Source organism: Halosimplex rarum (genome assembly GCF_047715405.1).
GTDB classification, from domain to species: domain Archaea; phylum Halobacteriota; class Halobacteria; order Halobacteriales; family Haloarculaceae; genus Halosimplex; species Halosimplex rarum.
Window position 1 is genome coordinate 3,248,167 of the sequence record NZ_CP180412.1, and the last position, 24,478, is coordinate 3,272,644.

At 70.9% G+C, this 24,478-nt stretch carries 23 protein-coding genes; 12 read left to right on the forward strand and 11 right to left on the reverse strand.

What is annotated here, in order from left to right; all coding sequences use genetic code 11:
• Positions 1 to 107: 107 nt before the first annotated feature.
• The 3 genes from ACMGFH_RS15565 to ACMGFH_RS15575 all read left to right on the forward strand — a co-directional run bounded on the left by ACMGFH_RS15565 (position 108) and on the right by ACMGFH_RS15575 (position 3,502).
• Positions 108 to 1,562 (forward strand): TIGR00341 family protein, encoded by a 1,455-nt coding sequence (locus tag ACMGFH_RS15565; protein ID WP_415379362.1) that lies wholly within the window; start codon positions 108 to 110, stop codon positions 1,560 to 1,562.
• A 57-nt stretch (positions 1,563 to 1,619) separates the two neighbouring features.
• Entirely contained in the window at positions 1,620 to 1,964 is a 345-nt protein-coding gene (locus ACMGFH_RS15570) for a hypothetical protein (protein WP_274322131.1), read from the forward strand.
• Between the two features lie 551 nt (positions 1,965 to 2,515).
• The gene (locus ACMGFH_RS15575; protein WP_415379363.1) at positions 2,516 to 3,502 is read left to right on the forward strand and encodes an AAA family ATPase; all 987 of its coding nucleotides are present in this window, start codon (positions 2,516 to 2,518) and stop codon (positions 3,500 to 3,502) included.
• Here the strand turns inward: ACMGFH_RS15575 and ACMGFH_RS15580 are convergent.
• Genes ACMGFH_RS15580 through ACMGFH_RS15595 form a run of 4 tightly spaced genes read right to left on the reverse strand, consistent with a single transcriptional unit; the run spans position 3,462 to position 6,875 of the window.
• A complete protein-coding gene (locus ACMGFH_RS15580) occupies positions 3,462 to 4,160 on the reverse strand; it encodes a hypothetical protein (protein ID WP_415379364.1) in 699 nt (232 codons plus the stop codon). The two genes, ACMGFH_RS15575 and ACMGFH_RS15580, sit on opposite strands and share 41 nt — an antisense overlap.
• A complete protein-coding gene (locus tag ACMGFH_RS15585) occupies positions 4,157 to 5,422 on the reverse strand; it encodes a DUF58 domain-containing protein (protein ID WP_415379365.1) in 1,266 nt (421 codons plus the stop codon). The genes ACMGFH_RS15580 and ACMGFH_RS15585 overlap by 4 nt, the downstream gene beginning before the upstream one ends.
• Positions 5,419 to 6,024 carry a hypothetical protein gene (locus ACMGFH_RS15590; protein WP_415379366.1) on the reverse strand — a complete coding sequence of 202 codons (606 nt, stop codon included), beginning with the start codon at positions 6,022 to 6,024 and terminating at the stop codon, positions 5,419 to 5,421. Before ACMGFH_RS15590 ends, ACMGFH_RS15585 begins: the two co-directional genes overlap by 4 nt.
• The gene (locus ACMGFH_RS15595) at positions 6,021 to 6,875 is read right to left on the reverse strand and encodes a DUF4129 domain-containing protein (RefSeq protein WP_415379367.1); all 855 of its coding nucleotides are present in this window, start codon (positions 6,873 to 6,875) and stop codon (positions 6,021 to 6,023) included. Before ACMGFH_RS15595 ends, ACMGFH_RS15590 begins: the two co-directional genes overlap by 4 nt.
• A 242-nt stretch (positions 6,876 to 7,117) precedes the next feature.
• Here ACMGFH_RS15595 and ACMGFH_RS15600 point away from each other — a divergent pair, with 242 nt between their 5' ends.
• Both ACMGFH_RS15600 and ACMGFH_RS15605 read left to right on the forward strand, forming a co-directional pair.
• Positions 7,118 to 9,142: a bacterio-opsin activator domain-containing protein gene (locus ACMGFH_RS15600; RefSeq protein ID WP_415379368.1), complete on the forward strand. Its 2,025-nt coding sequence runs from the start codon at positions 7,118 to 7,120 to the stop codon at positions 9,140 to 9,142.
• Between the two features lie 83 nt (positions 9,143 to 9,225).
• A complete protein-coding gene (locus ACMGFH_RS15605; protein WP_415379369.1) occupies positions 9,226 to 9,399 on the forward strand; it encodes a hypothetical protein in 174 nt (57 codons plus the stop codon).
• A gap of 46 nt (positions 9,400 to 9,445) precedes the next feature.
• Here ACMGFH_RS15605 and ACMGFH_RS15610 read toward each other — a convergent pair whose 3' ends face one another.
• Positions 9,446 to 10,129: a hypothetical protein gene (locus ACMGFH_RS15610; RefSeq protein ID WP_415379370.1), complete on the reverse strand. Its 684-nt coding sequence runs from the start codon at positions 10,127 to 10,129 to the stop codon at positions 9,446 to 9,448.
• 212 nt (positions 10,130 to 10,341) lie between these two features.
• Between ACMGFH_RS15610 and ACMGFH_RS15615 the strand changes: the two genes are divergently transcribed.
• Positions 10,342 to 10,536 carry a hypothetical protein gene (locus ACMGFH_RS15615; RefSeq protein ID WP_415379371.1) on the forward strand — a complete coding sequence of 65 codons (195 nt, stop codon included), beginning with the start codon at positions 10,342 to 10,344 and terminating at the stop codon, positions 10,534 to 10,536.
• Between the two features lie 97 nt (positions 10,537 to 10,633).
• Here ACMGFH_RS15615 and ACMGFH_RS15620 read toward each other — a convergent pair whose 3' ends face one another.
• From ACMGFH_RS15620 to ACMGFH_RS15640, 5 genes are all read right to left on the reverse strand, one after another.
• Positions 10,634 to 11,848: an ATP-grasp domain-containing protein gene (locus ACMGFH_RS15620; RefSeq protein WP_415379372.1), complete on the reverse strand. Its 1,215-nt coding sequence runs from the start codon at positions 11,846 to 11,848 to the stop codon at positions 10,634 to 10,636.
• Positions 11,849 to 11,890: 42 nt separating this feature from the next.
• On the reverse strand, positions 11,891 to 12,505 hold the full coding sequence (locus tag ACMGFH_RS15625; protein ID WP_415379373.1) for a low molecular weight phosphotyrosine protein phosphatase: 615 nt from the start codon (positions 12,503 to 12,505) through the stop codon (positions 11,891 to 11,893).
• Entirely contained in the window at positions 12,502 to 13,581 is a 1,080-nt protein-coding gene (locus ACMGFH_RS15630) for a polysaccharide deacetylase family protein (RefSeq protein WP_415379374.1), read from the reverse strand. The genes ACMGFH_RS15625 and ACMGFH_RS15630 overlap by 4 nt, the downstream gene beginning before the upstream one ends.
• A 93-nt stretch (positions 13,582 to 13,674) precedes the next feature.
• A complete protein-coding gene (locus ACMGFH_RS15635; RefSeq protein ID WP_415379375.1) occupies positions 13,675 to 15,228 on the reverse strand; it encodes a flippase in 1,554 nt (517 codons plus the stop codon).
• A 434-nt stretch (positions 15,229 to 15,662) separates the two neighbouring features.
• Complete coding sequence (locus tag ACMGFH_RS15640) at positions 15,663 to 17,009, reverse strand: polysaccharide deacetylase family protein (protein WP_415379376.1); 1,347 nt, start codon at positions 17,007 to 17,009, stop codon at positions 15,663 to 15,665.
• 231 nt (positions 17,010 to 17,240) lie between these two features.
• Here ACMGFH_RS15640 and ACMGFH_RS15645 point away from each other — a divergent pair, with 231 nt between their 5' ends.
• The 6 genes from ACMGFH_RS15645 to ACMGFH_RS15670 all read left to right on the forward strand — a co-directional run bounded on the left by ACMGFH_RS15645 (position 17,241) and on the right by ACMGFH_RS15670 (position 23,339).
• Positions 17,241 to 18,182, forward strand: a complete 942-nt coding sequence (locus ACMGFH_RS15645; protein WP_415379377.1) for a hypothetical protein — start codon at positions 17,241 to 17,243, stop codon at positions 18,180 to 18,182.
• A 7-nt stretch (positions 18,183 to 18,189) separates the two neighbouring features.
• The gene (locus tag ACMGFH_RS15650; RefSeq protein ID WP_415379378.1) at positions 18,190 to 18,765 is read left to right on the forward strand and encodes a metal-dependent hydrolase; all 576 of its coding nucleotides are present in this window, start codon (positions 18,190 to 18,192) and stop codon (positions 18,763 to 18,765) included.
• A 136-nt stretch (positions 18,766 to 18,901) separates the two neighbouring features.
• Positions 18,902 to 19,189: a GYD domain-containing protein gene (locus ACMGFH_RS15655; protein WP_415379379.1), complete on the forward strand. Its 288-nt coding sequence runs from the start codon at positions 18,902 to 18,904 to the stop codon at positions 19,187 to 19,189.
• A gap of 344 nt (positions 19,190 to 19,533) precedes the next feature.
• Positions 19,534 to 20,469 (forward strand): glycosyltransferase family 4 protein, encoded by a 936-nt coding sequence (locus ACMGFH_RS15660; protein WP_415379380.1) that lies wholly within the window; start codon positions 19,534 to 19,536, stop codon positions 20,467 to 20,469.
• Entirely contained in the window at positions 20,462 to 22,414 is a 1,953-nt protein-coding gene (locus tag ACMGFH_RS15665) for a hypothetical protein (protein WP_415379381.1), read from the forward strand. Before ACMGFH_RS15660 ends, ACMGFH_RS15665 begins: the two co-directional genes overlap by 8 nt.
• Positions 22,415 to 22,499: 85 nt before the next feature.
• Positions 22,500 to 23,339 (forward strand): HNH endonuclease, encoded by an 840-nt coding sequence (locus ACMGFH_RS15670; RefSeq protein ID WP_415379382.1) that lies wholly within the window; start codon positions 22,500 to 22,502, stop codon positions 23,337 to 23,339.
• A gap of 106 nt (positions 23,340 to 23,445) precedes the next feature.
• Here ACMGFH_RS15670 and ACMGFH_RS15675 read toward each other — a convergent pair whose 3' ends face one another.
• Entirely contained in the window at positions 23,446 to 24,450 is a 1,005-nt protein-coding gene (locus ACMGFH_RS15675; RefSeq protein ID WP_415379383.1) for a DUF1616 domain-containing protein, read from the reverse strand.
• Positions 24,451 to 24,478: the final 28 nt, after the last annotated feature.

The following is a 24,478-nucleotide window of genomic DNA, read 5'->3' on the forward strand; positions in this document are numbered from 1 at the left end:
CGGTCGGTGTCGCCGCTCGCCGTCCGTCGCGGATCGGACGCCAGTCGACGGTCGCGTCCCGTCGCTCGCCGACGCCGCGGAGATCAGACCGCTCCGTTCTCACACTAATGCGATTCGTCCACGTGACCGTTCCCGCGGGGAAGCGACGGGCCGTCCAGCGCGTCCTCGCGGACCACGGCATCGACTACTCGATGACGGACGAGGTCGGGCCGCCGGGTGCGCGGCCGGACGACCGGGAGTACGAGGCAGTCGTGACGTTCCCGCTCCCGGTCGAGGCCGTCGAGCCGGTGCTCTCGTCGTTCCGCGAGATCGGGCTCGACGAGGAGTCCCACGTCGTCGTCCAGAACGTCCAGACGGTCGTCTCCGACCGCTTCGGCGAACTCCAGCGGGCGTACGACGAGCACACGCCGGACGAGCGGATCGCCCACGAGGAGATCCGGATGGTCGCGAAGGACCTCATGCCGGATCGGTACACGTACGTGCTGCTCGTGGTGGTGAGCGCGGTCGTCGCGACGGCCGGGATGTTGCTCGACAGCGCGTCCATCGTCGTCGGATCGATGGTCATCGCGCCGCTCGTCGGCCCGGCGCTCGCGGCCAGCGTCGGGACCGTCCTCTCCGACGACGCCCTGTTCTGGAAGGGCGCGAAGTACCAGGTCGCCGGGTTCGCGCTGGCCGTCGTGAGCGCGACGCTGTTCGCGCTGGCCGTCCGCTATCTCTTCCTCGTCCCGCCGAACCTCGACGTCACGGCGATCGAGCAGGTGTCCGGTCGCCTCTCGCCTGACCTGCTCGCGCTCGTCGTCGCGCTGGGGTCGGGCGCCGCCGGCGCGCGCAGCCTCACCGGCGACATCTCCACGCCGCTCGTGGGCGTCATGGTCGCCGCTGCGCTGGTCCCGCCGGTCGCCGCCGTCGGCATCGGCATCGCCTGGGGGCTCCCGACAGTCGTCTTCCGCGCCGGGTTGCTCGTGTTCGTCAACGCCTTCTCGATCAACCTGACGGCGCTGGCGACGCTGTGGTACTCGGGCTATCGGGGCCAGGGCGGGCGCGACCACCGCCGGTCGATCGCCCACATCCAGAACCGGACAGTCGTCCTCGCGGTGGGGATCCTCGTCCTCGCGTCGATCCTGGGGGCGTTCACCTACTCCGCCTACCGCGCCGGTTCGTCGACGGAGGTGGTCCGCACGACCGTCGAGAGCGTCGTCGACAGCGAGCGCTACGCGAACCTCACGGTGACCGAGGTCACCGTCGAGTACGGCGACGAACCGTTCAGTCGGAACCCGGTCCGCGTGACGACGACGGTGACCGCGCCGAGCGGCGAGACCTATCCGCGGCTCGACGACGACATCGAGCGACGGCTCCGTCAGAACCAGAGCATCGACGTGCAGACGGCCGTCCGGTTCATCCCCGTTGAGACCACCGGCGCGACGGCGACGCCGGCGGGGACCGCGACGGCGGCGCCGACGGACGCCTCCGCATCGAGGCTTTCCGTCCCGGACCTGTCGACGCCACCCGACGACGCGTCGCGGACTCGGGCGCCGATCGCCCGGCGTCGGCGCTGCGTCTGACGCCTGACCGACTGGGCTTTATGGGTGGGGACGCCCTCAGATCGAGGCGAGACGACGATGATCCCGACCACGGAACACGGTGACGACGCTGGTGTCGGCGAGGCGGCCGGGGAGCGGTCGATCCCGATCGAGATCAGCGTCGCGAGCGACGGCGACGAGCGACCGCCGGTCGACGACGAGACGCGGATCGACGTCGAGGTCGACGGCCAGATGTACCCCACCGCGCGGCTGGCCGACGGCCGCTACGTCGCGTGGTGGTTCGAGACCGACGCGCCGGCGCTCGACGACCCCGTGACGACCGAGTGGGTCGCCGCGCCGACGCGATTCCTCGCCGCGGGCACCCTCCACGAACTGTGGCAGGACCCCGCGGCATTCGACTCGCTCCCCGACGACGGGTTCTGACGAGCGCCTCCCGCTCCGTTCCCTCCCGGACTTTCACTCCCGTCTCGGCTCGGTCCAGTAGCCGATTCTCTCGAACGCCTACGCGGTGCACGCGCCGACCGCTCCCTCCGCAGGATTTCGCCGGCACGCCATCGATCCCTCACCGGGCACGGGTCGATCCCCGCCGTTGCGGCGGTTTAGCGGGAACATAATAACGACCGATGCGCTCGCAGTATCGAGTGGACGTTGCCCGACGTCCACAGAGTGCGGGCCGGTGCCGACGTCCGACCCATTCCACCCGCCCCGTCGACCGTCGACGCGGCTAATCGCGGTGCGCCCGAACCCCAATTCGCGCCGTCACCCGTAGCCCGTCGCACTCGGCACCGGTCACTGTCCACCGGCGAACGCGCGCGACTCCCACCACACCGGGCGCGTTCACCCCCGCCCTTCTGTCGATCCACTGGTTCCCCGACCGCCGGGGCCCGTCCGTCGACGTGGCCCGGAGCGGGAGCCCGGTACCGCGCCGAGTTACCACTGTCATAATAACGGCGCAGGGGACGGGTGTCGGACGTATGCAGGCCGCCGACGCGGGCGATACCTGTCGCACCGTCATCGAAACCGTCTCTCGCGGCGTCGTCGCCGACGACGAGCTCCTCGAGACCGTCCTGACGGCGGTACTCGCGGACGGACACGTCCTCCTGGAGGACGTCCCGGGGACCGGCAAGACGCTGACCGCGCGGTGTTTCGCGGCCGCGCTCGGGCTGTCGTTCTCCCGGGTGCAGTTCACGCCGGACCTGCTGCCGGCGGACGTGACCGGAACCTACGTGTTCAACGAGCGGACCGACGGGTTCGACTTCAATCCCGGGCCGCTGTTCGCGAACGTCGTCCTCGCCGACGAGATAAACCGGGCGTCGCCGAAGACCCAGGCCGCGCTGCTGGAGGCGATGGAGGAAGAGCAGGTCACCGTCGACGGCGAGACCCACGAGCTGCCGGAGCCGTTTTTCGTCATCGCGACGCAGAACCCCGTCGAGAGCGGCAACGGCACGTTCCCCCTCCCAGAGGCCCAGAAGGACCGCTTCCTCGTCAAGACGAGTATCGGCTACCCCGACGAGAGCGGCGAGATGGAGCTACTGGACCGCCGGGAGGCGCGCGAAGACCAGTTCTCCGCGGTCGAGCGCGTCCTCGGCACCGAGCGGGTGCGCGCCCTCCAGCAGGCTCCCGAGGGGACCGACATCGACCGCGACGTCAAACAGTACGTGGTCGACCTCGTCCGTCGGACCCGGACCGACGGTCGCGTCGACGTCGGCGTCTCGCCGCGCGGCACCCAGCGGCTCTTCGAGGCCGCGCGCGCGACCGCGGCGCTCCGGGGTCGGGAGTACGTGACGCCAGACGACGTCCGGCAGGTCGCACAACCGGTGCTCGCACACCGGGTCGTGCTGACCGCCGACGCCCGCGTCGGCGAGGCCACCAAGGGCGACGTCGTCGCCGACGCCGTCGACGAGGTGACCGTCCCGACCGTCACTCGTGAAGCGCGCCCGCGAGCAGGACGAGGCCGATAAGCAACACCGCGAACACGCCGAGGGGAAACCCCGGCGTCCCCACGCCGGCGACGGTCTTCCCGGCGACGACCGCTGCCGCACCGACCGCCGCCGAACCGAGTCCGTGAGCGAGTTCGACCCGATACGTCTCGGCGCGGCGGCCGAGTTGCGCCCCGAGTCCGATCGCGTTTTCGCCGAGGTCCCACGCGAGTACAATGGCGACCGTGCCGACGAGGAGCGTCTGGAGCGGCGGCTTCACCACGACGGCGGTCACGAAGACCGAGAGGAGGACCAGCCCGGAGCCGACTTTCACCAGTCGCCGCGACCCCCGGCCGCGCGCCGGGATCACGCCGAGCGCGAGGACCAGCACGCCGACCATCCCCGGGACGGCCTGTGCGGTGACGAGCAGATCTCGTGTGTCGATCCACACGAACGCGAGCGCGCCGAGGACGACCGCGAGCGCGACGACGACCAGCGCGTCGCCGGCCGCTCGCGACCGGTCGCGGCGGACGGTCACGCCGACCGCCAGGAGCGCCAGTCCGAGGGCCTCGACGGCGAAGGCAGTCGTCGACCCGCCGCCCAGCGAGACGAGCGCCCCGAACAGGACGGCGACCGCGAGCGACCCGCTCAGCCGCGTCGGACGGAGGTTCGCCGAGACGGGGTCGCTCGGGGCGCTCACGCGACCACCCCCTCGCTCGTCGCGGCGAGGGCGGCGGCCAGCGGTCTCTCGGGGGACCACTCGACCACCCGGATCCCGGCGTTGCGGAGGTCGCTGAGTCGGTGGCGGCGCTCGGCGACGGCCAGGCGCCGTTCCGGCCCGTCACGGTCGGTGACGGTCGGGCTGACGACGGTCACCGCGTGGCCGCGGGCCTCGAGCGACCGCGCGGTCTCGCAGATCGCGTCGTCGGTGAGCGGCGAGAACAGCACCACTTGCGAGCGGTCGTCGAGGCGCTCGCGCAGCCGGTCGACCTGGTCGTCGAGCGAGCAGTCGCCGTCGGGCGGCGTCGGCGAGAGCGTCTCGTGCCTCGCGAGGAGCGCCTCGACGTCGTCGACGTGCGAGCGGCCGGCGCCCGGTTCGAGCCAGGCGAACGAGCGCCCGAGCGCCGCGACGCCGACCCGGTTGCGGCTCCCGACGAGACTGGCGGCGATCTGGCGCGCGCCCGAGACCGAGTAGGCGACTGCGTGTGGCTCGCCGGCTCGGCCGCGGTAGGCGGGCTCGCGAGCGTCGACGAGGAGAACGACGCTCGCGGCGCGTTCGCGGCGGAACTCCACGGTCGAGAGCGACCCGGTTCGCGCGAAGCGCTTCCAGTCGACACGGCTCGGCGCGTCGCCGCGCTGGTACTCGCGGGTGCGGTGGAACTCGACGCCGCTCCCGCCGTCGTCCGCGGTGACGCGGCCCACGTCGGCAAGCGTCTGGTCCCGCAACGGGGCGGCCGCGTCGGCGACGGTGCAGTCGATCTCGGTCTCGCTGGCGACCGACTGCTCGACCTCGCGAGCGCCGGCCGGGTCGCGCACGACGACGGTCGCGGGGTCGAAGGGGTGTTTGCCCCGCTCGGCCCGGACGGTGTAGCTGAACGTCAGCGAATCCCCTGGGCGGAGGATGCCCGCGTGGCGCGGCGCGCCGTCTGTCACGCGGAGCGTCTCCGGGACCCCGTCGACGACTCGACAGTCGAACAGCGTCGCGTCGCCCTCGTTCGCGAGTTCGACCGTCACCTCGACCGGGTCGCCCTGCCCGGGGCGCTCGTCGTCGAGTCGCCGCTCCAGCGACAGGGCGGGGTCGGGTTCCCGGGTCAGCGCCGGGTAGGCGGCGAAGACGACGCCCCCGACAGAAAGCAGGACGACGTTCGGGAGGTTCAGGAGCAGACCGGCCGTCAGCGCGACGAGCGCGACGCCGATCACGCCGCGCCAGCGCTCCGTCCGACGGGTCCGCCGGTCGGTCACCGGACCACCCCCGGTTCGCGTTCGGTCCCGCCGAGTTCGACGTCCGCGACGGCGTCCGCGGTCCGGCGAGCACCGTCGCTGAAGGGCGTCTCGCCCCGCAGCACGGCGGCGAGGACGTCCCCCGGGGACGCGCGCCGGTCGGACGCGAGGAACGCCGCGGCGCGGGAATCGGACGTCCACTCGCCGTTGTCGACGCGCTCGACGGCGGCGGTTTCGTCGCAGTTGCGGGCCCTGCGAACGGCGGTGATCGCGTCTTCGCGAAGTCGTTCGCGCACGTCGCGCCGGACCCGCCGGCCCAGGACGGGGACGGCGACGCGCCAGCCGTCGAGTCGGTCGCCGAGGTCGTCGCCCGGTGCGGGGACCGCCGTCACCGACTCCGGGTCGGGCATCCGCGTCTGGTCGACCTCATCGCCGTCGACGAGGACGGCCGCCGCGACCGCGAGTGAGCCGGCTCCGATGAGGGCGACGAAGAAGTAGTCGGTCCCGAGGACGGCGACGGCTGCCTCCGCCGTGACGAAGCCACCGACGAGTCCCGTCCCGACGAGCGCGAGCGCCACGAGGGCGACGCCGGGGACCCCGAGCGCGAGTCGGCGGCGGTTCACGAGTCCGCCCCCAGTTGCGAGCGGACGTCTGCGAGCCCGTCGAGGGCCCGGTCGCGCCGGGCGGGCGTGACCGACGCGTGGCCGTACCGGACCGATTCGAACGTCTCGGTGAGGCGCTCGACGGCGGCGCGGTCCGCCCCGGCCGCGACGGCGCGGCGGGCGCACTCGCGGGGACTCGTCGTCTCGACCGCGTCGCCGTCGACGAGCGCGGCCATCTCGTACCAGGCGCGTTCGACCTCGTTCTGCGGTGCGGCCCGCAGCGGCGGCCCGTCGGACTCGTCTGCGGAGCCGTCGTCCCGACCGAACCGCTCCCGGAGCACCGCGGCGATGCGGTCGCGGTTGGCGACGGCGACCGCGAGCAGCCCCAGGGCGACGAGGATGGGGAGCGCTCGCAAGAGCGCCGCCAGGAGGGCGGCCAGTAGCGAGAGCAGCCACTCGATCAGGGACTGCCTGTCGCGACCGGGCAGGTCGCCCGGACCCTGCGTCCGCCGGTTTCTCGTGAGGTCCCCCGCTGTCGGCTCCGAGGGCCGTTGCCGCTGCTCGTTCTCGTCTTCGTTCTCGTTCCCGTCCTCGCCCTCGTTTCCGCTCGTCTCCCCGTCTTCCGAGTCGCCACCCGATTCGGACGGGTCACCCGGCTGGTCGGCCGGGGCGTGCCCGGATCCCGAGTCGGAGTTGAGGCGGTCGGCGTACTCGCCGACGTCGTCGGAGGAGATGGGGAGCGACGCGCTGTCGACGTCGATGACGTCGTCCGGAGTGGTCTCTACCGTCGACTGGAGCGTCGTCGCCGACGCCCCGATGCCGGCGAGCAGTATCACCGCCGCCGCCACGCTGAAGAACCGGTCAGCGTCCATGCTCCCTCCGCGAATGGGGCGGGCGGGCCGCGTGGACCGTGCAACCGCCGCGCAACGAACGCACTGCCGACGTACTGCGGAGCACTCCCGACATGTTTGTGGACGAGGACACGCCGCCGCGCCCGTTTATTATTCAGATGGTAAGGCCCGCTACCGCACCGATAATAACGGCGGAGGGGGCCCTCCGGCGGGTAGATGGATCGACGTCCGAGCACGCGCCGAGCGGCCCAGGGGGAGCGGCGATGACGCTCCGTCCCGACACCGTCGACGCGTTCGAGCGGCTGGTCGAGCGACTGCCGGTCGCCCTGCTGGACCCGGCGGGCGAGACGCGGTACGTCAGCCCCGCAGCCGCGGCCGTCGCCGGCGTCTCCCCCGCGGTACCACTCGACGACGTCGGTCGGCTGGTGGCCCCGGCCGACCTCCCGGCCCTCGCCGACGCGTTCGCGTCGCTCGTCGACGGCGACGGGACCGAGGCGTGCGTCACCGTCCGCCCGGCCGGTCGCTCGGACGGCGCCGCCGTGGCCGCGGCACTGTTCGATTTCACCGCCGATCCGGCCGTCGGCGGCGTCGTCGTCCTGTTCACCGACGAGACGCCGGCGGCGCAGGTGCGGCGACTGGTCCGGGCCGCGACCGACCCCAACGAGGGTGTCGCGGCCGCGGACTCGCCCCGCGACGCGGTCGACCGGATCGTCGCCGCCGCCAGCGACGTCCCGTGGCTCGAACTCGGCTGTTACCTCCGCGACGGAGCGTCGGCGCCGCTCGGACCCGTCGGCCCGTCGGCCGACGACGACGCCGAGCCGGTCGTCAGGGCCGCCGATCGGACCGGCGAACGCCACGTCGTCGGCCCCGACGCGGCCGCACTGAACGCCCTGCCCGACCGGCCGTACGCGGGCGGAATCGCCGTCCCCATGGGGGACCACGGCGTGCTGGTCGCCGGCGTCCGCGACCGGGACGACGTGACTCCCGATCTGCTGACGGGCCTCTCGCTCGTCGCGACGACGGGGTCGCTCGCGCTCGATGGGCTCGCCGCCGGCCGGACCCTCCGCCGGTCCCGCGAGCGGAACCGCCGGTGTCGCGCCGAGGCCGACCGCCTCGCGGCCGCGACGACGACGGAACGCCGCGTCGAGCGGCGCGTGCTGGCGGCCGACTCGGCCCCGGCGATCCGGCAGGCGGTCTGTACCGAACTCGCGGCCGCGGAGCCGGTCGCGCTCGCCTGGTTCGGCACCGTCTCGCCCGGCGGGAGCGAACTCGACCCCGCGGCAGTCGCGGGCGACGGCGACGCGTATCCGTCGGCCGTGACGTTCGAACTGAGCGACGAGTCGGGGCCGCCGGCAGCACGGGCCCTCACCGAACGGAGCGTCGTCGCGGAGCGGGACCTCGCGGCCGGATCCGCGCCGGCCGACTGGCGGCGGGCCGCGCTCGACACGGGGCTCCGATCGGCCCTCGCGGTGCCGATCGGCGGCGACGAGGGCACGCACGGCGTGCTCGCGGTCTACGGGCGAGCGGTCGGCGCGCTCGACGGACCGATCCGCGCGCTCGTCGAGCACCTGGGCCGCGTCGTCGCGTACGCGCTGACGGCGGTCGAACTGCGGGCGCTCGCGCTCGGGAACACGACCGTCGAGCTCGAGCTATCGGTGCCGGCCCCGAACTCGCTCCTCGCTGAACTGGCCGCCGCGACCGACGCCACGGTTAGCTTCGAGAACGCCGCCCCGAACCGGAGCGGATACACGCGCCTGTTCGTCACCGTCGACGCGCCCGGCGACCGGGTCGTCGCGGCCGCGACGGACATAGACAGCGTCGCCGAGGCAAGACACCTCACCGACCGCGACGACGGCGCGCTCGTGGAGGTGATCGCCGAGGACGAGACGGTGCCGGGAACGCTCGCGTCGCTGGGCGCGGTCGTCACCGACGCGGAGACCACCGGCGAGGGCGTCCGCGCAACCGTCACCGTCGCCCGGAGCGTCGACGTCCGCGAGTTCGTCGACGACGTCCGGGAGCACTACCCCGAGACCGTCCTGTTGGCACGACGGGTCCGCGAGACGCCCGTCGAGGCGGACCGGCGCTTCCGCCGGCGGATCGAGTCACAGCTCACCGACCGACAGTACGAGGCGCTCCAGGCCGCCCACTACGGGGGGTACTTCGAGTCACCGCGGCGCCAGACCGGTAGCGACATCGCGGCGACGCTCGACATCACCCAGCCGACCTTCGCGAACCACGTCCGCGAGGCCCAGCGGAAGCTTCTGGCGGCGCTCTTCCGGTCGGGCTGACCCGTCAGCGGCCCCGACAGTTCCGACCGTCTCCATCGCTTACCGGCACGGTAACAATAGCGCCGGGAGCGCTACGTCCGCGTATGTCCACTCCGCCTGAAGCAGACTCGTCCGAGGGACCCGTCAGCCACGTCGGCACCTGTCCGGACTGCGGGACGCCCCTCCCGCGGTCGAACGTCGTCATCGAGTACGAGACCGGAGAAGAGTGGGAACAGCTCGCCGTCTGCACCGAGTGCCGCGACCTCGTCCACGCGTAGCGGACGCGACGGGACGGCGGTCGATCGACCGAACGCCCGACGCTTCTCAGGGCGCGTACTGCACCGATCCGTTCCAGACACCGTAGACGTCGTCGTACTCGCTGTCGCGGTCGACGAGCTTGACGGTGAGGTCGAGTTCGCCGGCGTCGAAGCGGTCGAACCCGCCGTCTTTCCGCATGGTGATCCCGAAGGTCCCGTTCTCGTCGTGGACGACGTACTTCGAGCGCTCCAGGAGCTGGTCGTTCACGTAGACGAGGAAGTACGGTTCACCTTCGACGGTCCCGTGGCTCGCGGGATCGACGCGGGGCATGCTGGTGTTCGCGTGCACCTCCAGATCGAAGTTCGAGTAGCCGGAGCCGTTCTCCGACGCGACCGTGTTCACGACCTCGACGGACGAGATGCGAGGCGCCGACGACGCGTTGGTCTTGTCTTCCATCGGTTTGTTGGGGAGTTTCGGGTGCGTCCACGACTCCGACGTCTCGGGCGTCGCGGTCGCCCCGGTATCCGTCGGGGTCGCCGTCGCCGACGCCGATGCGGTTGCGGTCGCGGTCACCGAGGCCGTCTCGCTCTCGTCGGTCCCGGCGGTCGCGTCGGCGGCGGCAGTGGCCGCGTCGGTCACAGTCGAGTTCTCGTCGGGCGTCGTCGTTTCGTCGGCGCCCAGTCCCGTGCTGCAACCGGCGAGCGCGACGAGACAGGTGATCGCTACGACCGTCAGTATTCGATTTCGCATGGACCCTCGTAGCCCGGCGTGGATCATTATTACGCGGCACGTATCGTGCCATCGAGTGGCATGCACAACGTATCGTCCCGGGAGTCCCCCTCACCAATATTCGAGAGCGGCTTCGAAAGCGCCTCTACTCCCCCGTTTTCGGGGGGTGAAACAGTACGCAACGGTCGAGACGGCCGGACCGTTTTATCCCGTCTCGAGGCCTCCGAATCGGTATGCAATCCCGGAACGCGATGGCGGAGAACCGACAGGAGTTCGAGGCGGCGCTGGGCGCGCTCGTCCGTTCAGCCGAGCGCGCCGGCGTCGACCTGGACGACCCTCATGCGGTCGCGGCCGACGGACTGGGGTGCTGGGAGATCGAGATTTCACGCGTTCGCAACGACGAACCCGAGCGGTCCCGGCCGCGGTGACCGGCGGACACCTAACCCGAGAGCGCCCTACCGCTCTTTTCTCCCGACGCGAATCCACTGACTGCGAGCCGACGGAACGACGAGCGCCGGCGTGAGACTACCGGCCGCCAAACACGTGGTTGGCGACGTCGCGCAGGAAGGGCGCCGGGTCGTCGGCGGCGAGGTAGTCGAAGTTGGGCTGGCGGACGACCGACAGCGCCACCGACGCGACGGCCCGCGCCAGCGACGGCCGCTGGGCGTGGTCGTGGTCGTGTCGGAGGACGCTGTGGAGGTAGCTCGCCTCGCCCCGGAGCGTGTGACAGCCGACGCCCGTCTCGTAGTCGGCGCGGCCGTCGCCGGCAGGGTGGTCGCCGTCTCCGGCACGACGGTCGTCGTCGAAGTCGCCGATCCCGAGCCGGTAGTAGACGGCGGGGAAGTCGACGCCAGCGGCGACGGCGAGCGGGAGCGAGCCCCAGAACCGCGGATTGACTTCGAGCAGCTTGAAGCGGCCGTCGCGCCGGTCGCGCCGGAACTCGACCATCGCCGGGCCGTGCCAGTCCAGAGCGGAAAGCAGCTTTTGGCCGGCCTCGGCTAGCTCTGGGACATCCACAGCCTCGCGGTAGACGCTCGCACCGCCGTCGTAGCTGTAACTGCGGACCCGCCGGTGCTGGAAGGTGCGGACCGGGTCGCCCCCGTCGCAGACGGCGAAAAAGCCGTACTCGCCGCCGTCGGGCACGTGCGACTGCACGATCGGTTCGTGGCCCATCTCGTCGACGAGCGCCTCGACGTCCGGTCGCTCACCGGGGTCGGTGACGTGCACCTCGGGATAGGCGACGCCGCCGTCCTCGATAACGAAGGTGTAGCGCGGTTTGACCACCGCGCGGCCCGACCAGTCGTCGCGCTCGCGCAGGAGCGACGTCTCCGGGACGGGCACGTCCGCCGACTCCGCGATCGCGAACAGTTCGCGGCGGTCCTGGGCGCGGCGGAGGCGGTCGCTGTCGACCCACGGCGTCGCCACGCGGTCCGCGAACGCCGCTCGGTCGCTGGCGAGGGCGTAGATGTCTGGTTCGTACAGCGGGACGACCGTCCGCACGGCCGGTCGGTCGGCGAGGTCGAAGAGAGCGTCCCGGTACCCGTCGAGGTCGGTCCCCGGCGAGGGCGCCACGTGGCTCTCGTCGCAGTGCCTGGAGGCGAGCGCCGGGGCGGACTCGCTCGACGCGACGCCGATCACGGTGAGACCGAGGCGACTCAGCGACCGGATGCAGGCGAGGCTGCTCCCGCCGTGGTCGGCGGGGACGACGACGGCGTCGGGACGGCGCTGCCGGTCTGACATTCGCTTCGCCCTCGGGCGGCCACCGCCTTTCTTATCGCCGTCCTAAGCGGGCGGGGAGACGCGTTCCGGCTCGGCCAGCGCGGCGACGAGTCGCTCGGTGGCCTCGGTCACCGACCGGTAGGCGTCGTCGAACGCCCGCCATCCCTTGCCGTGGGGGTCGGGGACCGCGACCGCGCTCTCGTCGGTGAACGCGTGCAGGAAGTACGGCTCGTCCGAGCGCTCGGGAAAGGCCCGCCGCAGGCGACGCAGGTTCCGGACGTCCATCACGACCACTAGGTCGCTCTCGTCGAGCAGGTCACCGGTGACGCGGATCGATCGGTGGGTCGTCAGGTCGACGCCGTACTGCGCGGCCACGTCGACGGCCTGCGTCGGGCTCGTCCGGCCGTCCTCGGCCACGAATCCCGCGGAGTCGAACCGCGCGGCGTTCCCCCCGTCGCACTTTCGCGCGTAGCGTTCGGCCATCGGGCTCCGGCAGATGTTCCCGTGACAGAGAAAGAGGACCCGCGGCGTCTCGGGGAGGTCTGCGAGCGCCGAGTCGGCGTCGAGCGCTCGGGGTGACGGAGCGACGCGCAACCGCGTCCGTTCGACAGTCCGCGCCGCGCGGTCGATCCCCTGGCGGACGTACTCGCCGGCGACGGCCCGGAGTTCGCTCGTCACGACTCCGCCCTCCGCGCCCGGTCGGCGACAGTGCCCATCGTCGCGATCTCCAGATCGCCCGCGTCGCGGTGGTCCGTCGCGCGCTCCAGGACCCGGCGGATCCGGGCGTAATCGGCGGGCTCGGTCAGGTTGTGCGGGTGGAACCACAGGTGGCAGACGCCACCGTCTTCGGCCGCGGCGTCGACGCCACGCACGGCCCGCTTCGCGACGGGGTCGTCGTGCAGCGCCGCGGCCGCCCCGGTGACGGGGCCGAGCCCGTCGAAGAGGTACATCGAAGCGGGGACGTTCACGAGCCCGTACTCGTCGACGCGCGGGCGGACCAGCGGGGCGTGGCCGCGGTCGAGCAGCGCGCCGGCGGCCTTCCGGACGCGGCGGTCCGCGGCCGTCCGGTCGGCGGTCGGCGCGAGGCCGCGGTAACAGCCGAAGTCGGCATCGGCCAGCAGGTCGCGATAGCCCACCTCGTTGACGGGGAAGACGAACGAATCGAGGTCGCAGCCGACGGCCGCGGCGGCGTCGCGCGTGCGCTCGACCTCTCGGCGGGCGAACGGCCGCGTCATCCGCTCGTGGTCGAAGTGGACGTGCGTGAACCCGTGGCCGGCGATCTCGTGGTCCGGGTCGGCCTCGCGGACCGCCTCGACGAGGTCGCGGCCGTACCACGCGCGGTCCGACGAGAGCGACCGGTCGCTGTCGCTCCCGGGCGCTGCGTCGCAAGGTCGGGCCCCGGCCGGGTGGTCTCGGTGCGGTTCCTCACAGTCGTCGAGCAGGAGGTGTCCGACGACCGCCCAGGTGGCGGGCGCCTCGTAGCGGTCGAACAGCGCGACCAGCCGCCGCCAGCCGCGGCGCGCGTCCGCGATCCGCTCGGCGGGCGGGTCGACGTCGTGAAAGCCCCAGGCGAGCTCGGCGTCGAGCGAGAGCACGAGCGTCCCCACGGTCACCGCCTCCGCGCGGCGCGACCGGCCGCTGTCTGTCGGGCGGGGGCAGTCCGGTCCGTCGGTCGCGCGGCGGGCGTCCGACCCGCCGCTGGCGAGCGGGGCCGCCGCGACTGCGCCCGTTCGGTCGGCGTCATGACCGAACACCGGCCCCGTGGCGCCATTATTATGTCTCGGGTAAGCACCGCGCAACTGTCGCGCCTGCCGGGCGGACTTCGAGCGGGGCCGACCGCCGGACGGCTAGCTCGCGGTGCGCTCGGGGAACCGCCGGCGGAGGCGGCGTCCGACGGTACCGAGCGGGTCCGGACAGGACGTGAGGATGTCGACCGTCTCGCCGACGCCGACCGCGCCGGTGAGGTACGCGGTCGTCAGGAAGACGACCAGGCCCGCGGGCGGCACGACGAACAGCGAGAGGGGGAGCGAGACGCCGACGACCGGAACGACCAGGTGGGCGGTGACGAACCGCGGGAGGGCGAGGATCGGACCGGCCGCGAGCGCGACGGTGGCGACGACGCGACCGACCCGGAGGTCAGCCAGCGGCTGGAAGCCGATCCGGTGGGCGCTCCAGAGGTGGAAGACGAACATCGAGGCGTAGCCGACGCTGGTGGCGACCGCCGCGCCGCGCATCCCGAAGCGCGGGATGAGCGCCAAGTTGAGCAGGGCGTTGACGACCGCGCTCGCGCCGGTCGCGGCGATGGGGTAGCGCAGGTCGCCTTTCCCCTGCTCGATGGCGAGCAACGGGCGCGCGAGCGCGAAGCCGACGGCGCCGGGGATCAGCAGGACGAGCGGCGTCACCGCCGGTGAGTACTCGCTCCCGAGGTACGTCGGGACCGCCACGTCGGCGAGCGCGACGAGTCCGAGGCCCATCAGCGCCGTCAGCAGGAGCGTGTAGCGGGTGGTTCGGGCCGCGATCTCGTTGATCCGGTCGACGCGGTCGTTCGACCACAGCTCCGACATCGAGTGGACGAACACGGACTGGATCATCAGCGGCACCATCCAGAGGAACTCCGCGAGGGTGAGCGCGCCCTTGTAGTAGCCGACGGTGGCCCCGCCGACGAGGACCTGCAGCATGACGACGTCGACGTGGTACAGCGACATCATCAGGAACATGAGGAGGACGGTCAGCGAGTTGAACGTCAGCATCTCCCGGCGGGGGAGCCAGTCGGGCGACGCCGTCGCGCCGCGGAGCGAGACCTTCCGCGCGATGATGGCGAGCCCGACGACGGCGGCGACGAGGCCCGAGAAGACGCGCCCCGCGAGCGCGCCCGCCGCGCCGAACCCCAGCGCGACCAGCGGGAGCGCGAGGCCCACGAAGAGGCCGTGGTTGAAGACCTTCAGCGGCTCCGAGTAGCGTTCGAGGCCGAACCCCATGAGCGTCCGGCGGGCGTAGCCCCAGAACTGCGCGGCGAAGACGCCGACGACCAGCAGGTAGAACAGCGGCTCGTATGCCGGGCCGAACACCGTCGCGACGAGCCCGAAGTGCGTCGCCGAGAACATGAGGAGGGCGCCGGCCGCCGCGAGGAGGAGCGCCAGCCGGAAGTAGAAGCCGACGACCGCTCCCTCCCAGCGGTCGCGGTCGCGGTCCTCGGCCACGTACTTGCGGACGCCGTCGGTGACGCCGGCGCTCACGAAGATCATGAACAGGGCCTGCACCGAGACGACGGTGCCGAAGATGCCGACCCGACGAGGACCCAGCAGCTGATAGAGGACGGGCGTCGTGAGGATGCCCATCACGAGCGAGATCGCTTTCGCGCTCGCGATCGACAGGAACCCGCTGAGGATGCTCCGGTCCACGCTACGACCACCCCGGACTCAGGTCGGAGCGGTCAGTCTCGGCGGAGTCGCGCCGGTCGGTTTCGGCCGGGTCGGAGCGGCCAGTCTCGACGGGAGCGACCGGACCGGTCGCGACGCGGAGACCGGAGGGCGCGCGAGCGGTCGGGGTCCTGCCGCGGCTGGCGACGTTCACGGATACGGAAACGTGGCGGCGGAGTCGCCTTTCTTATGCGTCTGATAAGGGAACGTCGGGCCGCAATCACCGGAGATGGCGACCGGGGAATCCGCTCGACTCGCGCCGGCGGTCGCGGTCGGGCGGGCGCGCGGCGGTAGCGCGGTCCGGTTCGCGGCCGGCGGGACAGGAACCGCCGGCTCGCGATCGGACCGCCCTTCGCGACGGCGCACCTGGGGATTGCGAGGGCCGAGGGCGGCACTGAAATCGTCCGGGACGAAACTCACGGCCCGAGGTCGCCGTCCAGGAGGTCCGACGCAGTGACCACCTCGACGTCCGCCTGATCGACGTACTCCAGGGTGGCGCGGAAGTCCGACTCGGAGATCCCCTCCGGACCGATCGCGTGGTGGTTCAGGACGACGAGCTGGCCGTACTGCTCGGCGTAGTCGACGTACTGCTGGACTGTGCTCGGGTCGGTGCCGTTGATGCGGCCGAAGTTGTACGTCGTCGTCGGGGAGAGGCCGTTGGGCATGCCGCCGAAGGTGAACAGCGACTCGTGGTGCTCGCGAACGATGTCGTAGGTGTTCGGCCCGACCATGTTCTGGGGGGTGAGGAAGTGGCGCGCGCCCTCGCGGAACCCGTTCCGGTCGAGGAACCGCTTGTTGTCCTCGATGCGCTGCTTTTGCTTCGCCTCCGAGAACTCCGTGAGGAGTCGCCCGCGGGTGACCGGGTGCGAGGCCATGTCCCAGCCGTCGTCGCGCATCCGACGCATCATGCCGACGTCGAGGCGGTCCTTGTTGTCGACCGCCGCCGCGATGACGCCCTCGACGCCCGCCATCCCGTACTCCTGCATCGCGGGGAACGCGCGCTCGTAGTGGCTCTCGTGGGCGTCGTCGAAGGTCAGCATCACCCGGCCTTTCTTCGGCCGGTCCACCGCGCGCAGGTCGTCGACAGCGAACTCGACCGGTTCGTCGACGCCGCCGCGCCGGCGGCAGACGATGCGGATCTCCTGGACCTTCGAGAGGTCGGGCTCGCGCTCGACTGTGGTCGTCCCGAAGTCGACGCGGACCCAGCGATCGGTCGGGCCGGGCATCGTGCGCATCATCCGGACCATGTTCCCGCGGTCGGGCGCGAGCAGGGCCACGGATATCTTCGCGATATCGGGCTTCGAGACCTTGACCGCCAGTGAGAGGTTCCGGTCCGAGAAGTCCTGCGGTTCGTCGAACGCCGTGTAGATGCCGCCGAAGGCGTCGCCGCTCTGTGACTCGACGCGCGCGGACTGGCTCCCGTGGTAGGGGTCGCTCGTCTCCGCCGAGAGCTCCCCCTGGTCGCTCAGGACGAACCAGCGGTCGAAGCGCTCGAAGTTCTCGAGCTGTTCGCCCGAGAGGTCGAGCGGACTCGTCGGCGTGGCGGTCGCGGTCGGCGCGTCCGTGCCGTTCGGTGGGGTCGCCGTCTCGTCGGCGGTCGGCGAGGCGGTGGCGGTGCCGGTGCCGTTGGTGAGCGGGTCGTCCGTCGATACGCCGTCGCGGTCCGGTGAATCCGTGTCGCCGGAGCGGAACGACGAGAGGCATCCGGTGACGGACAGCGCCCCGACGGTGCCGATGAACGCTCGTCTGGTCTGTCGACTCATGCGCTCGTCTCGACGAGGCGACCCGTCTTTCTTATCGGGACCGTAGCGCCGCACACCTCGCCGTGACCCCGCCTGCCGAACTCGACGGGGACGCGGCGACGCGTTCCGACGCCGGACTCACAGAGTGGCGGCGTGTTCACCGGCCGCCAGCGTCGGCTTACGACTCCGCTAAACGGCGATTTCGTCGTTACCAAACGCATAGTGAAACCGACCGCTGGGGAAGGGGAGGGCATGCCGGTCAGTTTCAGCGGCTGGGTGTCGGCGCTCCGCGAGGGGCTCACGGAGGACCCCAGGCGGGCGGTCCTCCGGGGCGCCTACTCCACGTATCTCGGTCTCTGGTACACCGTCACCTCGCGCGTCGAGCCCGGTCGAAACGTCTACGAGCGCGACTGGGACGCGCTGCTCGTGCTCGACGCCTGCCGCGTCGACGCGCTCCGCGCCGTCGCGCCGGAGTACCCGTTCCTCGACCGGGGGGACATCGAGAGCGTCCGCTCGGTCGCGTGTGGCTCCCCCGAGTGGTTGGTCAAGACGTTCACGGAGGACCACCGGGAAGCCGTGGCAGACACCGCTTACGTGACGGCGAGCCCCTTCGCCGAACCGGTCTTCGAGGAGGGCGTGTACGGGCCGAACCTCACGGTCCCGTTCGGGTGGCCGCGCCGGAACGTCCTGGGCGACGACGACTTCGCGGACCTCGTCCGCGTCTGGCCCCACGCGCGCGACGAGCGTATCGGGGCCGTGCCGCCGGGCGCCGTGACCGAACGCGCCATCGTCGCGGGCCGTGCGACGGACGCCGGCCGGCTCGTCGCCCAGTACGCCCAGCCCGGCACGCCCGCCCTGGGACGGACGGACGATGGAGACGACCCGACGGACGAGACCGACGCCTGGTCGGCACTCCGTGACGGCGACGTGAGCCGCGACCTCCTCTGGGAGCGCTACCTCGACGACCTGCGGTACGTCCTCGACGAGGTGACGGTCCTCCTCGAGAACCTCGACGCGCGGACCGTCGCGATTACCGCGGACCACGGCGAGACCTTCGGCGAGTGGGGAGCCTACGGCCATCTCGACGGGCTGGCGATCCCACAGGTGAAGCGCGTACCGTGGGTCGAGACGACCGCTACCGACACCGGCTGGCGCACGCCGACCAGCGACCTCGAACGGGTGTCGAACGGGTGACCCGCTGATGTGGCCCTGGGAGCACCTGGCCGTCGGCTACCTGTGCTACTCGGTCGCCGTTCACGCCGTCGACGGACACGCCCCCCACGGGCGGTGCGTCCTGCTGCTCGCCCTCGCGACCCAGGCGCCCGACCTCGTCGACAAACCGCTCGCCTGGTCGCTGGACGTGGTCGCCGTCGGCTACGGGCCCGCTCACTCGGTGCTCGTCGCCGGTCCGGCGCTCTGCGTCGCCGCCGTGGCCGCGGTCCGCAAGCGGCGCGGCGAGCGGGCCGTCGCCGCGATCGGGATCGGCTGGCTCTCGCACCTCGCCGGTGACCTCGTCTACCCCGTCCTGCGAGGCGACCCCGTCCCCGTGGGTCGGGTCCTCTGGCCGGTCGCCTCGTTTCCGGGCCCGGTGACCGACCGCGGGCTGGCCGAGCGGGCGCTCCTGTACTTCCTCCGATATCTCGCCCAGATCCTCTCGCTCGAACCGAGTCCGCTGCTCGTCGTGCAGATCGGGCTCGTCACCGCCGTAGGCCTCCTCTGGCTGGCCGACGGTGCGCCCGGCCCGCTGGCCGCCTGGCGACTCCTCGACCGCCGCTGACGCGGCCCGCTCCGGGCCCGAACGGGGGCCGTCAAACCGGTAGACCGCGACGCGAACGGGACGACGCGGAACGTTCCGGATAGCTGGAACGTCGAAATCCTCATTGGGGCGCCGCTCCACTGACGAAGTGCGCCCTATGCCAACATACATCACCCAGGTCGACGTGAACGAGGGCCAGTTCCAGAACCCCCAGGAGTTCGTCTCGATCTGGGGGGCGATCCGGGAGGACATCCAGGAACTCGGGGGCGACGTCGAGGAGACATACGCCATCCTGGGTGACTACGACTTCCACGTCCGGTTCACCGTCGAGAGCAGCGAGACGGCGTTCCAGGTAACGCAGGTCATCGAGCGCCACGGTCTCGACACGAAGACCATGGAAGCGCTCCCCCTCGATCGGGTCGGCGAACTCGTCGAAGACGTCTGACCGGGAGCGTCCGTTCCCGTCGAGGGGGTCTGGACGGACCGGGAGAGCCGGCCGGGCAGATCCGGTGACTGACTTTAGCGAGATGGTAACCGGCGCGACCGGGGGTGCGGTGGCGGGGGGCTGCCGGCGCGTCTCGCTTACCGCCTCTATAATAAACCACGCCGCGAGCGACGCCCGAACCAGCGACGGAACGCCGCGCGACAGCGGCGTCCCGGGACATCGAACGAATGACGACACCACAACACGACGACACGGGAAGCCACGCGTCGAGAGCCGGTCTCGGTGGGGAGACCGGGCGCCGCGAGACAGTCGCCGAGCGGGCGCGCCGGACGGGAGCGTGACGGATGCGCGCCCTCCACCTCTACACGTCGACGCGATCGTTCTTCGAGGAGCAACTGGCCGCGCTCGAGGCGCGCGGGATCGACTGCACCGCGGTGGGCGTGCCGGGGGAGTACGAGCCCGACTCCCCGCGGACGGCGGCCGACTACGCCCGCTACCTGCCGCGCGTCCTCGACCACAGCCTGGACGGGTACGACCTGGTCCACGCGAACTACGGTCTGACGGCGCCGTTCGCGCTCGCCCAACCCACCCGCCCGGTGGTGTTCACGCCCTGGGGGACCGACCTGTTCGGCGAGCGCAGGTGGCTCACCGGTCTCAGCCGCCTCTCCGCCCGGGCCGCCGACGCGGTGGTCCTGCCGAGTCGCGCCTGCGCGTCCGCGGTCCCCGGCGACCACCCGGTCGTCCCCTTCGGCATCGACCTCGACCGCTTTTGTCCCGTTCCGCGAGCGGAGGCGCGCGACCGCGTCGGCTGGGACCCCGACGAGCGGGTCGTCTTGTTCCCGTACGACCCCGCCCGCCCGGAGAAAGACTACCAGCGCGCCCGCAGAGTGGTAGAGGCTGCCGCCGTCGACGCCGACCTCCGGATCCTCACCGGCGTTCCCCACGAGGAGGTCCCGCTGTACCTGAACGCCAGCGACGCCGTCCTCGTCACGTCGACCCGGGAGGCCGGGCCGATGGTCGTCAAGGAGGCCGCCGCGTGCAACGTGCCCGTCGTGTCGACGGACGTCGGCTTCGTCCGCGAGACGCTCTCGGGCGTCTCGAACTGCCGCGTCTGCGACGACGAAGCGGCGCTCGTCGACGGGATCGAAGCCGTCCTCGACGGCGAGCGGCGCTCGGACGGGCGAGCGACCGTCGACGGCCTCGGGATCGACCGGATGGGCGAGCGCCTCGCCGAGGTGTACCGCCGCGTCGGCCGCGGGGAGGCGGTCGCCGATGTCTAGCTTCGGCGCGGACCGGTCGAGCGGCGTCCGCCTCGACGTGCTCGCGGCGTTCGGGGGGCTCCTGGTGGCGCTCGCGCTCTTCCCGCTTCGGTTTCTGGCCTCGCAGATCTACATCCTGACGATCCCCCTCGTCCTCGGACTGGCCTGCGCGCTCTACCTGATCGCCGTGTACCGGCCGCGGGAGGCGACGGCGCCGCCGCTGTTGCCGACGGTCGTCGCGCGCTCGCTGCCCGGGCTGTCGTTCGCGACCATGGGGCTGCTCGTCGTCGTCGCGACCGTCGAAGGCGGGCGGGCCCTGCCGTTCTACCTCGTCGCGGCCGTCGTCGCCTCCGCGCTGACGGTCCAGCCGCTGGCCGCCAGCGACGAGGACTTCCGGCCGCGGCTGACGCTCGTCCAGATCGTCCTGTTCGCGGCCGTCCTCCGTTTCACCGCGCTGGCCACCACGCCCGGATTCATCGGCATCGACATCTGGTCGCACGTCCCGATCCTGGCCGACAGGGTCGCGACCCAGCACTCGCTCTCGGCGATGGCCGGCGACAAGTACTACGCGTCGCCGCTGTACCACCTGCTCGTCGCGGCCGCCTCCTTCCTCTACGACGTCCCGCTCCGGGCGGCGCTGTACCTGTCGCTCGGCGTCGCGATGCCCATCTCCGCGGTGTTCGTCTACCTGACGACCGGGCTGCTCGTCCGCCAGCGGTGGGCGGTGCTGGCCGCGTCGCTGTACGCCATCGGCGACTACACCATCCAGTGGGGGATGCACCTCATCCCGACGAGCATGGGGCTCGCGTTCTACCTCGCCGTCCTCTACGCGCTCGTCCGGGTGATGCGCACCGAGTACGGCAGCCGCGATTTCCTGTTGCTCGTCTTCCTCACGGTCGTCGTCATCCTGACCCACCAGGTGTCGTCGTTCATCATGCTGGTGACGCTGCTGACCGCCATCGTCGCGCAGGTGCTGGGGTCGCTCGGCGTCTTCGACCCGACCCGACCGGTGCGGTTCACGCGGCGCGAGACGGTCAACGTGGTCGGCCTGTTCGTCTTCGACGCCGGGTTCGTCACGTTCATGTGGTCGCTGACGCCGTACAACGGCGACTCGTTCCTCGAGACCGTCTTCAGCTACCTCGAGGAGACGGTCCGGACGAGCGCGGGCTTTCTCAACCTCGCGAGCGGGTCGTCGTCCGGGTCGGCCGCCGGGCCGGAGACGACGCTGATCGAGCAGGTCGCGCTCTACGTCGACACGCTCGGGTTCCTGTTCCTGCTGTTCGCGACGTTCGTCGGCTGTCTCTACGTGGTCTCCAGAGACCACGCCCGCCAGTCGGTGCTCACGCTCCTGGTGTCGGCGGCCGTCATGCTCGTGTTCGTGATGCTGCTGCCGATGTTCGGCATCCGCAACTTCATCCCGACGCGGTGGTTCGCGTTCCTCTACGCCCCGATGGCCGTCCTCGCCGCCGTCGGCTTCCGCCACCTCTCGCGGGACCTCGCGAAACCGCTCCTGGCCGCCGTCCTCCTCCTCTTCGTCGCGGTCTACCCCGGCGCGATGCTACTCTCGGGCGAGGCCACCGTCGACAATCCGGTCTTCGAGGACGACCGGGAGGAGCTCGCCTACACGGAGTCGGAGATCACCGCCGCGCACACGATCGGCGACATGACCGGCAGGCCCCGGGGGCAGGAGATACGCCCCGACCAGGTGATCTTCACGGACCACCCCTACCAGACCGTCATCGACCGGATCGATTCGCACCCGACGGACGTGGCCGTCCTCAACGAGAGCCAGCGCTCCGAACACGACCTCACCGTCTACCGCCGCGCCCAGTCCACGGAAGCCACCTACTTCCTCGTCGGCGGGAACGGACACGCGCTCAACGTGCCCCGCGAGCGGGTGTGCCGACCGAATCAGAACGTCCTCTACGCCAACGGTGACGTGGCGCTCTGTACCGCGCCTTCCTGAGGGCCTGAAAACGCTATATCGTTTGTTGGGACCGGAACCTCTAGTCACCCTATCGTTTTATCAATCAGTATGAGGATCTCGCGGTATGGGCGTGGTTCGGCGTGAGGGCAACTGGCGACTCGAAAAACGGGACGAGGGCGTCTACGAGATCACCTACGAGAAGGAACCCCGGGAAAAGATCCTAACGCCGGAATACACGCCAGGGATGATGGACAGCCACGGAGTTGGGATGATCCCCGTCCACGAGGTCGAGTCCTACGCCGAGGCCGAGGGCCTGTTTGAGGAACGGGCGAATGGAGGACAAGCGGCCAGATTCGGGCCAAGTGCTGAACAACTGTCGCTTAGTGGCGGATCTCCCAACGAAGGTTCAAGCGTTGCCCGGAACAGTGGTGGCGACGAAACCATCGATCTTGCGCTTCCTGCGGGTGAGGACGGAGACCTTCCTCCAGGTGGTGTTGCGCTCGTTGCGATCCTAACAGGAATTATTGCAACTTGGACGAGCGGTTTTCAGACCAGTTCTATCGTGTTTCTCTCCGGAAGCCTGTTTTTCGTTCTCGGGGTCTCGATCCTCGGCTGGGCACTCATCTCGACCGAGACTATCGGTGAGGCGATCGAGATGCTCGGTACGGTTGATGGGGCAACAGTCGAGAAAGACGGTTCAGATGACGGGACAGAGAAGACGCCACCAACACCGAAGAAACTGAAAAACGATCTCTACTTCGAACGGGCTGACCAGGAGTGTGAATGGTGCGGAGAACACGTAGACCAACCGGAGGTTCACCACATAATCCCGCGAAGCGAAGGAGGGCCAAACGAACGGTCGAACTTAATCGTTCTCTGTCCCAACCATCACCGAAAAGCAGACGCAGGAGCAATATCGAGATCTAAGCTGAAAAGTAAGGTCCGGCGGCTCGAACGCAGTTAATTCCAGATTTCGGGGTGGTGTGCGATGCTCAAACAGCAGCTCCGAGTCTCACTCGTGGCGAACCAGCCGATGGCTCGATAGATCTGGCGATCGCGACTGTGAGGAGTCAGGAGAGCGTGACGTCGAGCCGGAGCGACCGGTACGCCGAAGCAGGCGACGGGTCCTCGGGGGGGTCGCCGCGGTAGAGGTGGAGGACGATCCGGTGGTCCTCGCCGGACAGGTCCGGGGTGATCGCGAGCGGAACGCGTTCCGTCTGGTTCGCCGGAACGCTCACGTCGCGCGTCGCGAGGCGCTGACGGTCGGTGACCGTGACGGTCCCGTTGCCGTCCGCTCCCCTGTCGATCCGCTGGAGCTCCGCGACGACCGTGTACTCCGTGCGCGACCCCTCCCGGTTCCCGACGAACACGTCGAGCGTCGACTCCTGGCCGCGGGAGAACGTGTCGGGGTAGTTAGCCTGGCTGTCGATGGTCATGTCGTCCGTCTCGACGTAGAACTCGGTGAACCCCTCGGACTGGGAGGGCGCGACCGCCGCGTAGCCGACGCTCGTCGACAGGACGACGAGCCCGACGACGAGCAGCACGTTGGGGATCGTAGCCTCGCGTATACGATTTCGGCCTGGCGTATACCACACCCTCGGGAGCGTGAACGCGACGGCAAATCGGTCCTCGGGGTCGACCCGCAACCGAGTGACTGCGGCGGCGATGAGCGCGATCGCGGTCGTCCAGGCGACGCCGGCGAGCAGGGGCCGAAGCCGAATGCTGAAGCCGGCGAGGTCGACGCCGAGCGCGACCAGCGGGACGACCGCGATGCTACAGCAGACCGAGAGGGCGAATCGGCCCTCGGCGCCGAGCCCCGCGCCGTCTCGGAGGTACTCGCTGGGGCCGAGCGACGCCGCCTCGAACTCGTCGAAGGGCATGAGCGAGTGGCCGCTCGCCGCGCGCTCCGGGAACAGCGCGGCGACGAGCGCGTAACCGGGCAGGAAGAGGATCAGCGGGGCGGCGATCAGTATCCGCGCGATGCCGTCGACGCCGGCGGCGACGCCGGCGACGCAGGCGGCTGTCGCCGCCCCCACAGCCACCAGGTCGAGGGACCAGTGTCCGCGTTGGTTCATCCGATCGCCGGTAGGCGCAGCGGTTCCT

What these genes read in the sequence shown, in the direction of transcription:
- ACMGFH_RS15655 (WP_415379379.1), top strand. Translation starts at nt 18,902, where the DNA reads ATGCCAACATACATCACCCAGGTCGACGTGAACGAGGGCCAGTTCCAG.
- ACMGFH_RS15565 (WP_415379362.1), top strand. Translation starts at nt 108, where the DNA reads ATGCGATTCGTCCACGTGACCGTTCCCGCGGGGAAGCGACGGGCCGTC.
- ACMGFH_RS15640 (WP_415379376.1), bottom strand. Translation starts at nt 17,009, where the DNA reads ATGAGTCGACAGACCAGACGAGCGTTCATCGGCACCGTCGGGGCGCTG.
- ACMGFH_RS15575 (WP_415379363.1), top strand. Translation starts at nt 2,516, where the DNA reads ATGCAGGCCGCCGACGCGGGCGATACCTGTCGCACCGTCATCGAAACC.
- ACMGFH_RS15605 (WP_415379369.1), top strand. Translation starts at nt 9,226, where the DNA reads ATGTCCACTCCGCCTGAAGCAGACTCGTCCGAGGGACCCGTCAGCCAC.
- ACMGFH_RS15570 (WP_274322131.1), top strand. Translation starts at nt 1,620, where the DNA reads ATGATCCCGACCACGGAACACGGTGACGACGCTGGTGTCGGCGAGGCG.
- ACMGFH_RS15600 (WP_415379368.1), top strand. Translation starts at nt 7,118, where the DNA reads ATGACGCTCCGTCCCGACACCGTCGACGCGTTCGAGCGGCTGGTCGAG.
- ACMGFH_RS15615 (WP_415379371.1), top strand. Translation starts at nt 10,342, where the DNA reads ATGCAATCCCGGAACGCGATGGCGGAGAACCGACAGGAGTTCGAGGCG.
- ACMGFH_RS15645 (WP_415379377.1), top strand. Translation starts at nt 17,241, where the DNA reads ATGCCGGTCAGTTTCAGCGGCTGGGTGTCGGCGCTCCGCGAGGGGCTC.
- ACMGFH_RS15675 (WP_415379383.1), bottom strand. Translation starts at nt 24,450, where the DNA reads ATGAACCAACGCGGACACTGGTCCCTCGACCTGGTGGCTGTGGGGGCG.
- ACMGFH_RS15665 (WP_415379381.1), top strand. Translation starts at nt 20,462, where the DNA reads ATGTCTAGCTTCGGCGCGGACCGGTCGAGCGGCGTCCGCCTCGACGTG.
- ACMGFH_RS15670 (WP_415379382.1), top strand. Translation starts at nt 22,500, where the DNA reads ATGGGCGTGGTTCGGCGTGAGGGCAACTGGCGACTCGAAAAACGGGAC.
- ACMGFH_RS15650 (WP_415379378.1), top strand. Translation starts at nt 18,190, where the DNA reads ATGTGGCCCTGGGAGCACCTGGCCGTCGGCTACCTGTGCTACTCGGTC.
- ACMGFH_RS15595 (WP_415379367.1), bottom strand. Translation starts at nt 6,875, where the DNA reads ATGGACGCTGACCGGTTCTTCAGCGTGGCGGCGGCGGTGATACTGCTC.
- ACMGFH_RS15610 (WP_415379370.1), bottom strand. Translation starts at nt 10,129, where the DNA reads ATGCGAAATCGAATACTGACGGTCGTAGCGATCACCTGTCTCGTCGCG.
- ACMGFH_RS15620 (WP_415379372.1), bottom strand. Translation starts at nt 11,848, where the DNA reads ATGTCAGACCGGCAGCGCCGTCCCGACGCCGTCGTCGTCCCCGCCGAC.
- ACMGFH_RS15660 (WP_415379380.1), top strand. Translation starts at nt 19,534, where the DNA reads ATGCGCGCCCTCCACCTCTACACGTCGACGCGATCGTTCTTCGAGGAG.